General features: G+C 44.3%; 10 protein-coding genes. 5 read left to right on the top strand and 5 right to left on the bottom strand.

What is annotated here, in order from left to right:
• Positions 1-186: 186 nt before the first annotated feature.
• The 4 genes from A9957_RS01280 to A9957_RS01265 form a co-directional block, all read right to left on the bottom strand.
• Positions 187-654, bottom strand: a complete 468-nt coding sequence (locus tag A9957_RS01280) for a hypothetical protein (protein ID WP_292342912.1) — start codon at positions 652-654, stop codon at positions 187-189.
• Positions 651-2,372 carry a hypothetical protein gene (locus A9957_RS01275; RefSeq protein WP_292342910.1) on the bottom strand — a complete coding sequence of 574 codons (1,722 nt, stop codon included), beginning with the start codon at positions 2,370-2,372 and terminating at the stop codon, positions 651-653. The genes A9957_RS01280 and A9957_RS01275 overlap by 4 nt, the downstream gene beginning before the upstream one ends.
• Positions 2,373-2,539: 167 nt before the next feature.
• Positions 2,540-3,025 (bottom strand): hypothetical protein, encoded by a 486-nt coding sequence (locus A9957_RS01270; RefSeq protein ID WP_292342908.1) that lies wholly within the window; start codon positions 3,023-3,025, stop codon positions 2,540-2,542.
• Positions 2,994-3,170 (bottom strand): hypothetical protein, encoded by a 177-nt coding sequence (locus tag A9957_RS01265; RefSeq protein ID WP_292342905.1) that lies wholly within the window; start codon positions 3,168-3,170, stop codon positions 2,994-2,996. The genes A9957_RS01270 and A9957_RS01265 overlap by 32 nt, the downstream gene beginning before the upstream one ends.
• A gap of 486 nt (positions 3,171-3,656) precedes the next feature.
• Here A9957_RS01265 and A9957_RS01260 point away from each other — a divergent pair, with 486 nt between their 5' ends.
• From A9957_RS01260 to A9957_RS01240, 5 genes are all read left to right on the top strand, one after another.
• Entirely contained in the window at positions 3,657-4,643 is a 987-nt protein-coding gene (locus A9957_RS01260; RefSeq protein ID WP_292342904.1) for a hypothetical protein, read from the top strand.
• Positions 4,636-4,878 (top strand): hypothetical protein, encoded by a 243-nt coding sequence (locus A9957_RS01255; protein WP_096712786.1) that lies wholly within the window; start codon positions 4,636-4,638, stop codon positions 4,876-4,878. Before A9957_RS01260 ends, A9957_RS01255 begins: the two co-directional genes overlap by 8 nt.
• Before the next feature lie 69 nt (positions 4,879-4,947).
• Positions 4,948-7,344 carry a DUF3656 domain-containing protein gene (locus tag A9957_RS01250; RefSeq protein WP_292342902.1) on the top strand — a complete coding sequence of 799 codons (2,397 nt, stop codon included), beginning with the start codon at positions 4,948-4,950 and terminating at the stop codon, positions 7,342-7,344.
• Positions 7,341-7,778 (top strand): nucleoside 2-deoxyribosyltransferase, encoded by a 438-nt coding sequence (locus A9957_RS01245; protein WP_096712784.1) that lies wholly within the window; start codon positions 7,341-7,343, stop codon positions 7,776-7,778. The genes A9957_RS01250 and A9957_RS01245 overlap by 4 nt, the downstream gene beginning before the upstream one ends.
• A gap of 77 nt (positions 7,779-7,855) precedes the next feature.
• Complete coding sequence (locus tag A9957_RS01240; RefSeq protein WP_096712783.1) at positions 7,856-8,104, top strand: pro-sigmaK processing inhibitor BofA family protein; 249 nt, start codon at positions 7,856-7,858, stop codon at positions 8,102-8,104.
• On the opposite strand, the gene A9957_RS01235 is transcribed toward A9957_RS01240, so the two are convergent.
• Positions 8,063-8,713, bottom strand: coding sequence for a class I SAM-dependent methyltransferase (locus tag A9957_RS01235; protein ID WP_128754367.1), 651 nt, complete (start codon positions 8,711-8,713; stop codon positions 8,063-8,065). The two genes, A9957_RS01240 and A9957_RS01235, sit on opposite strands and share 42 nt — an antisense overlap.

The following is an 8,713-nucleotide window of genomic DNA, read 5'->3' as shown; positions in this document are numbered from 1 at the left end:
TTCCAGTACTTCAGGGGTAAGGGGATTTGCCATAAGGAATATTTCCCCGGTTTGCCAATTCCCTTTAATTTCAAGACCCTGTTCTATTACTCTCCTGTGATTGACAGCCTTATCGTCAATGATTTATTTTGTCAAGACCAACTGTAACAATGTCCAAAACCCTGTCTAACAATCCCATACAATCCCTCATACAATTGATTTAACAACCACTTTTGAGCGCAACTCATCCATATCTATCTCATAATTAAGCAGAGATTGTACGTCGGTAGTATATGCCTCCACCTCATAGAGAGGCTCCTCATCCGAATACATCTGAATCAAAATCTTTTCTGTATGGGGAGCCAGTTCTGCAGCTGTACCCATCATATAAAACCAGGAAAGAAGTGAATCGACCTGTGAACGAACCGGAGGTTGATCATAAGCCATGAACACATAATCATCGGTAACTTTCACACTGGCTTTTTCAAAACCGCTGAAAGCAAGGGTCTCGTAGATCTTCATACTCTGGGCCCTGTATTCAGAAGAAGTACTATCGTCAACAGGTTTCCAATCATCGATATCTATACCAGGTGACGATTCACTACCATCATCTCCGCCCATAAACAAGAGCAGGATGAAAAGGACAAATATGCCTGCAATGATCTTTTTTATCATAAGTCATACACCTCCCCGTCATTATAAACAACGGAAGGATTGGAATACTTCACAACCTGGCAGTTGTCCCAGGTCCAGGGCTTCCAGGAAGCTTTATCCATTATAGCCACATCGCTTACAGGATTGCCTTCAAAATCTGTCGGTATGTAATAGGTCTGACCCTTTATGGAGGATTTTACCCAGTAATCCGGTGAAAGAGTTTTTTCATCCCCTTTGTCGTCCTTGTATTTGAAATTGTAAACAGGTCCATCGTCAGTTTCAATTCTTTCTCCATACCTATCCAGGAATGCATTCGGGGTCTTTGTACCAATAGCACCGCTGGTAATCTGGCCCTGCCTGAAACCACTGTTCGAAACAGCATCATCTATGGCAGGCATGACCATTACTGTCTTTTCAACTACTTCTGAACCTTTTTCGACAAATTTGCCAACTACAGGAATGTCGCCTCCTAACTTTTGGCCAGCTTTGGCAAGCCCATAAAGAGCTTTTGTGGTCGTACCAGCTGAACCTTTAAGCTGGCTCAATTTCTTTGTATCATCAGCTACCTGATTGATTTCTTCAACTTTTTCTTTGACCATGTTCAGTTTATCTACATCATCTATAAGTTTGGCAAAGTTTGAACTCCTGAAATCTTCAGAAAAATAAGATGCAGCCTGCTGGCCGGATTTGATATTTTTAATCAAGTCCTTGTCATCTTTTGAAAGTTCGTCCTTTTGCAGGACCTCCTGCACCTTTGCCGCCATTTTTTCTTCACCTTCATATCTCTCTTCACGTTGCAGGGATACTTCTCCGTCGCTGCTAATCGTGAAATCATCATCAAAGGTATCTTTAATGAGTTCATCATTCAGAACAGTATCCTGCTTAGAAGATACATCTATTTCCTGGGCCGGTATTTCACCTGCATATTCAAAGCCATTTCTTAATGCATTGATACCTATTGAATAAGTCTCCATTTCTGCCATGAAATTATCGTCCAGCAGGTAAGTACCCATAATCTGCTGATACTGCAACACATCCTCTCTGGAGATGTCCTCAATTGAGACGGTACCTTTGACATCGACTACATTTTCTTCTTCAAGGATATCCATGTAATCTTCGATCTGCTCAATAGCAATTTCCACAGATTCAACTGCTGCCGGCTCTTCATCTCCTGTTGAAGGTGAATTGTCAATTATTTCTTCTTCATCGATCTGTTCAGAGGATTCCACAAGTGCACTTTCACTATCATCTACAGATGGCATATTGCTTGATGTTCCTGCACCTTCTCCAATAGCTCCACTTTCCACAGAAAGTCTCACAAGTTCATTGAATACCCATTCCGACACAGGACGTATTTCTTCTGCAGGCAGGTTGTAGCCGTCAACTGTTATGTAGATGAGCTTTCCATCCGGTCCTGGAGCTTTGATTTCAGCTGTACTTGATACTACCTGGTTGGGGAATTCCCCTATCACAACTCTTTCATCCACAGACCAGTAATCCAGAGATTGCATTTCGCCTTCGATAGCATGACGGTTATCACTGGCATACATAAGCCCCAACCTATCATCGGCTCCCTCATACCATACCCCTCCATTATCCATGGTGGTTTCAAGCTCCTGTGCAATTTCAATTATCAGGGCTTCGTGGTCCTCTGCTGCAGAATTGGAATATTCGGCTGCTACTGTGCCTGTAATACAAATTAAAAATAAGCCTAAAAATATTATATTGAAGATTTTCATATGGGAACTATGCTCAATTAATATATACATGTTAACAGCAGCAGTATTTCAGAGAATTCAATAAAAATATTTATAAGTAAACCTGGTATAAGCTCTGATTTTTAGTATTTGGATGACTCTTGATTGCAGAATTAAAAAGAAGGAGTCATCTACCTCAGAAATTATTTTCAACTTACGTATTCCCAGTCAGTGGAACATATTCCATTGTAACTTGGTTGTGTAACGCCTGATGGATAAACTCCAGAATACTGACCAATTACACGATAATATGCTGAAGATGAATAATCATAAGTATCCTCTGCTTCAAGTTCGTAAACATTGTTTTCGGACTCAAATTCAATACCAACGATCTCTTCTTCCCCATCACCACGCCATAAATATGTGAGAACAGACATACTTGGTATCCTTGTATATGGGGTAGGTAACACCATTCGTTGCCAGGTTTTGTACGTAATTTCTGAACCATCATGGTCCAACTCAGAATTTACGACCCCGAAGTAAACACTTCGTGTTAGTCCAGTGGTAGCTGTGAATGTTTGTTTAGAATCAGGCCCTTCTGCAGCAGGATTTATCCAAGATACTTCCATGTCATAATATGACTCTGTTGTTGCATCTGGAGATTTAATCATAAGCTTCAGGGAACAACTGTTCAATATACTCTCCATATGTAATATCTGTACCCCACAATTTATTTGCAAGTTCAAGTCTTTCTTTCTCTGTTATAGAGGCAGAATCTGAGTTTGCACTTCCCACCCCTGCAAATAGTATCATCAACATGATAACCAGTGATACTACCATTGTTCGATTTATTGTTTTGTTCATTTCTTTCTTTACCTCACTTCAAATTACTCCTGAGGCAAGACCCGCAAACCTTAAACTGTATCAAAGCTAACAATAATCTTGCCTCAGGGCGTTTTGGGGTCCAAGCCGACTCTGCAAATTCAGTTTGGACCCCTTTTCACATTATGATAATGGGACTTTGGAAAATTGTTTGTCACTCTATATAACTATTGTGACCATATTCTCCAACTGTATGATTTGCACTAATAAAAAGTGGCTTTGTAGAATATATCATTTGTATAGCATAGAGTGTTTGACATACTTGGCAAGTGTTTATATGTTTAATATGATTCCTTTTTATTGATTCCATACCCCTTTGCCCTTATTTTCTTCTTACTGGAACGATGTTGGAAATTTGTTGACATCTCGATACATCCTGCTTTTAAAACAATCTCTAATAAATATTATATAGTCGTGAACCTATTTACTCTTGGGTGCATCATTGTGAAAAATATAAAGAGTGCAGCGAAGTTGTTCTGTTTGTTGCTGGTGATGATATCCCTTGTATCAACAAGTGGCTGTCTTCGCTCTTTTGAAGAGGAAAGCCAGTTGCAAATAATCAATATTGACGTCATGGCAAAGGATGTCAGGAGTGCTTTTGTCGATCTCAATGTCACGATGTATGTTGAAAATTATGGGGAGACTGCCAGCAATAATAATACGACCCTGGTCCTGAAGGCTTATAATATCCGTACCGGGCTGCTTGAAATAGAAAAAGAAAATCCCATTGGCAATATTCCTGCTGAATCCACACGGAAGGTCACTGTACCCGTAAACCTTCCTAAAAAGGATGGTTACCGTGTGGTTGCACTGGTTTTTGAGGATGGCTCCCGGAAAACAGGCAGACAGATCACTCTGAATAATATTGAGGATTTGCAGGGAAGTCTGGAAACTCCGGGTGTTGAAATCAGTGAAATGGATTTCATGATAAGGGAAGTTGCTGAGAAAAAAGTGCTAATCCAGAATGATATCTATCTCACAAACGAGGGGGTTGGTGAAAATGAAAATTACCGGATGCTGGTCAAAGCCAGGGAAATGGATGCCAGCCTGATTGCTGATAAGGCGTGGACTGATACTGGTACGTTTGAACCGGATGAAACTGTGATCCGCTCGGTCAATCTTAGTGTCCCTGACAATTACAATTACGCAGTGGAGGTAATTCTCTGGGAAGATGACACCATTGTCAGGCAGGGAGTGGATTATGTCCAGCTGAATCCTGAGAAGGAAATCGATAAGGACAAGCGGTTGCAGACAAAGAATATCGATTCCGGGGATTTCGTTGTGGAGGGATTCGGTGAGGCTCCCGTGGAAGAAGAATCAGCATCAGAATATCCGACTGAGGAGCCAGGTACACCTGGTTTTGAAATATTTGGTGCTTTGATGATGCTTTGTATGGTGTATTTCGTGGCAAGGAGGAATAAGGATGAGTGAGGAAATTACTGATAACAGGAAAGACCTGGTGTACTATTTCAGACAGGCGAGTTTTGCAATACTGATGCTTTTGATTCTGCTATCGGTATTCAGGCTATATTTTGCCCTGGAAAATATTATCCGTACATGGTTTGAATACCAGTATGTGCCGATATTCAGGGCCGCTTATAACCTCGTTGTTCTTTTAGTAGCCCTGTACATTGTAATACACTATATTGTCAGGAAGCAGGATTGAACTGCTTTCCCTCTTTTCTTTTTTACCCGGCAGCTTTTATATATCGCCCGTTCATATGCACATCAGACAATGAATAAAAAACCAGAACTTCTTGCTCCTGCAGGCGACTACAATTCTCTGGTGGCTGCGGTTCAGAACGGGGCTGATGCAGTCTATTTCGGAGGTTCGGCCTTCAGTGCACGTGGTTATGCAGATAATTTCCCGGCTAACAATCTCGAAGAAGCGATTGATTATACCCATCTTTACGGGGTCAGGGTCTATGTGACCGTAAATACCCTGATAAAGGACAGTGAATTTTCGCAGGCAATTGATTTTTTGACTGAATTATGCAATATGGGCGTGGATGCTGTCATCGTACAGGATGTCGGCCTGCTTGCCGCCTGCCGTAGCCACCTCCCCCAACTACCCGTTCATGCCAGTACCCAGATGACAGTACACAACACTGAGTCAGTGAAATTGCTGGAACAATACGGGATAAAACGTGTGGTCCTTTCCCGCGAGATGAGTCTGGAAGAGATTGCTGCCCTGAATGATAACACGGATATGGAACTCGAGGTTTTCGTGCACGGAGCTCTCTGTATCTCGTATTCCGGGCAGTGTCTTATGAGTAGCATGATTGGGGGAAGGAGCGGCAATAGAGGCTACTGCGCCCAGCCCTGTCGCAGGCAGTATTCGCTTAGTTGTGATGATGAAATTGTTACAGCAGGCTACCTGCTAAGTCCCAAAGACCTGTGTGCAGCCCGTCTGATTCCGGAGCTGGTAGCAGCGGGTGTGTATTCTTTCAAAATAGAGGGCAGGATGAAAAGACCCGAATATGTAGGGGGTGTGGTTTCCATCTATCGCAAGCTTATCGACCGTTATTTTGCAGACCCCACAAAGTTCCATGTGGCCGAATCAGAGATACGTTATCTTGAACAACTTTTCAATCGGGGGTTCACCTCAGCCTATCTTGAAGGAAGTACCCGGGACATGATGGGTGCCGTCTCACCAGGTAATCGAGGCATTCCCATTGGGACAATTGTGGAAATGGGCAGGTACATGGATCGTGCTGTAGTTTTCCTTGAGGAAGACCTGGCTGTAGGCGACGGGATTGTTTCAAAAGCAGGTGACGGTGAAAAGATAGGTGTGATCTATCGGGCAGGCAGGCAGAAAAAAAGTGCCTCGGCCGGGGATACAATAGAGATCCCTTTCTCCGGACGCCTGGAGGAAGGGGATATCCTTTACCGTACTCTGGACAGCCGCCAGATAAAACAGTTGCAACAGACCTATACCTCTCCTGCACCACAACGTAAAATTCCGGTCGTTATGCATCTGGAAGCACGTTTTGGTCATCCTCTAAGTCTGTCAGTGAAGGATAGGGATTACAATTCCATATCCCTGCATTCTGACTATGTGGTCGAGGCGGCCAAAGGAAAAGCAGCCTCTGAAAAACAGTTGCGCAAACAGCTGGCAAAACTGGGTAATACGGCTTTTGTTCCCTCCTCTATATCTATAGAAATGGATGAAGGGATTTTCGTTCCTGTCGGTGTACTGAATGAGCTGCGCACTGATGCTGTGGACCTTCTGCGAAAAAAACGAACTGAACAATATCATCGGGAATGCAGCAAACCTTCCCTTGAGTCGGTGGATAGTAGTGCTGCATCCAATACAACCCCCTTGCTCTGTGTGGCTGTATCTTCGGTTGAAGATGCAAAAGCTGCTGTGGCTGCCGGTGCAGATGTGATATATTTCGCAGGACTGCCCATGCCTTCGGTTGATGAAATTGCTATAGTTAAGGAACAATGCCAGAGTTACGGAACATCTCTTTATCTTTCCACCCCGCGAATCATTAAAAACGGGGAAATGAAAGATCTTTTCTGGCTGCTGGAAGAGGCACGGGAATGCAGTGGGCTGCTTGTGGCCAACATGGGGATGATCGGGCTGGCATCGGATAAGAAAATTCCTTTTGTTATCGACACCCCGCTTAATGTTTTCAACCATCATTCCTGTAGTATCCTGAAAAACCTCGGGGCCCGAAGGGTCACTGCATCTGTGGAACTGACTCTGGATGAACTCGGTCAGGTAGCTGACGGTTGCAGCAGTCTGGAATGCATCGCGGAAGGCAACTTCGAGGTAATGGTCTCAGAATATTGCCCCCTTTCACACACTTCTAGATGTTCGGATTCCTGTCACAAGGTGGAAAGTGTCCTGGTCGACAGGAAAGGCTATTCATTTCCCCTGAAAACGGATGAACACTGCCGGATGCACCTGCTTAACTCCCGGGGATTGAGCATGCTTGATTACCTGGAGGACGTGATTGCCACAGGGGTTTCTGCTATACGTATTGAAGCCCGCTGGGAATCACCGGGTGATATCGGCAGTCTGGTTGGCCTGTACAGGCAGGTTCTGGATGGCAGGGCGACTACAAAGAAAATGCGTGCAGGCAAAAAATATACCACTGGTCACTTCTATCGGGGTGTACTATGAAAGTATTCCTATCAGGTTCTATCAGGGGAGGCAGGCAAAACCTCCCGATTTATCAGCAAATGGTACAGATTATAGAAAACGAAGGACACGATGTGGCCAGTCTGCACGTGGCTGATCCACATGTTGAAGAAAACGAAGCAGGCATGTCTGAATCCGAAATTTTTGAAAGGGATATGCATCTGCTTGATGGCTGTGACTGCATGGTTGCGGAGGTTTCTCTTGCCTCCACAGGTGTTGGATATGAGGTATGCTCTGCCCTGAACCTCGGTATTCCGGTACAATGTGTTTACCGCGAGGGTTCAACAGTTTCTGCAATGCTGCTGGGAAACACCAACCACCTGATCCTCCTGGATGCCTACCGTGAAGAAAAAGATCTCGAAGCCCTCATCCGGTCGTTTTTGGACTTTGTGAGCGGTGAAGATCAGGTGGAATGACCTTCCAGTCCAGCGTGGATGAAAGACAATCCCCTGCATTGGAAACAAATATATAATTATGCTGCATAGTTTCGTGTATGGTAGGATCAGAAATAATTCTCGTTCTTGTAGCTATTATTGTAGCCCTTATGATCTATAAGACTCTCAAGACCGTAAAAAGCCTCATAGTAAACACCATTCTCGGCCTTGCCATAATCGTGGGAGCAAACATCCTTTTCGGATTGGGTATAGCTTACTCGGCTGTGGTAATTCTGACATGTGCTATTGGCGGACCAATCGGGGCCTTACTGGTAATTCTGCTCAACCAGCTCGGCATATTCTTCTGAAGGTTTGCGGGCCACCAGGAAAATCGAATGCCGGGTGTATTCTTCGCCTCTGAATATCTTTTTTTTCATCCTGTTTTCTTTTTTACTGATATCCAGTTTATCAAAAAGATCCTCTAATTCTTCCATAATGAAATAGTGGTATATAATTCCGTTTTTGCGCCGGAATGTATGCTGCTCCACGGCATCTCCTCCATAGCGCATATCCTCCCTGCCAAAAGCCTCGAAGATAAGTTTTCCTCCCGGTTTCAGTACTTGCATAATCTGGTTTGCGGCCTGTTTTCTTTCCGCCTCAAACAGGTGCTGGAGTACCCCCTGGCACAGTACCACATCAAAAAAAGAGTGTGGAAAAGGAAGGTCTGTAATGCTTGCCCTGCATAACGGCAATTCTGCCTTTTCCCGCAATCTCAAAAGGCCACGCTGGGAGACATCACAGCCCGCCACTATATATTCACGCGAGAGGGAGATGGCATACCTGCCGTGGCCGCAGCCGGCATCCAGAATAAGTTCGCCCCCTTCAAGTTCCTCCTGCAGGGAGGCTATATCCAGGGGTCCCGCCCACCGGACATGACGGAACTCCTCATCCCAGGCGCTGAAGTGTTCGCAGGCCAT

This window comes from Methanohalophilus sp. DAL1 (assembly GCF_001683555.1).
In the GTDB taxonomy this organism is placed as follows: Archaea; Halobacteriota; Methanosarcinia; order Methanosarcinales; family Methanosarcinaceae; genus Methanohalophilus; species Methanohalophilus euhalobius.
Note: the sequence above shows the minus strand (reverse complement) of the source record. Positions and strands in the feature narration are given on the sequence as shown.

Excerpts from the sequence above, each read along its gene's own strand:
- A9957_RS01280 (WP_292342912.1), bottom strand. The coding sequence starts at position 654 with ATGATAAAAAAGATCATTGCAGGCATATTTGTCCTTTTCATCCTGCTC.
- A9957_RS01275 (WP_292342910.1), bottom strand. The coding sequence starts at position 2,372 with ATGAAAATCTTCAATATAATATTTTTAGGCTTATTTTTAATTTGTATT.
- A9957_RS01265 (WP_292342905.1), bottom strand. The coding sequence starts at position 3,170 with ATGGTAGTATCACTGGTTATCATGTTGATGATACTATTTGCAGGGGTG.
- A9957_RS01255 (WP_096712786.1), top strand. The coding sequence starts at position 4,636 with ATGAGTGAGGAAATTACTGATAACAGGAAAGACCTGGTGTACTATTTC.
- A9957_RS01250 (WP_292342902.1), top strand. The coding sequence starts at position 4,948 with ATGAATAAAAAACCAGAACTTCTTGCTCCTGCAGGCGACTACAATTCT.
- A9957_RS01245 (WP_096712784.1), top strand. The coding sequence starts at position 7,341 with ATGAAAGTATTCCTATCAGGTTCTATCAGGGGAGGCAGGCAAAACCTC.
- A9957_RS01240 (WP_096712783.1), top strand. The coding sequence starts at position 7,856 with ATGGTAGGATCAGAAATAATTCTCGTTCTTGTAGCTATTATTGTAGCC.
- A9957_RS01235 (WP_128754367.1), bottom strand. The coding sequence starts at position 8,713 with ATGGCCTGCGAACACTTCAGCGCCTGGGATGAGGAGTTCCGTCATGTC.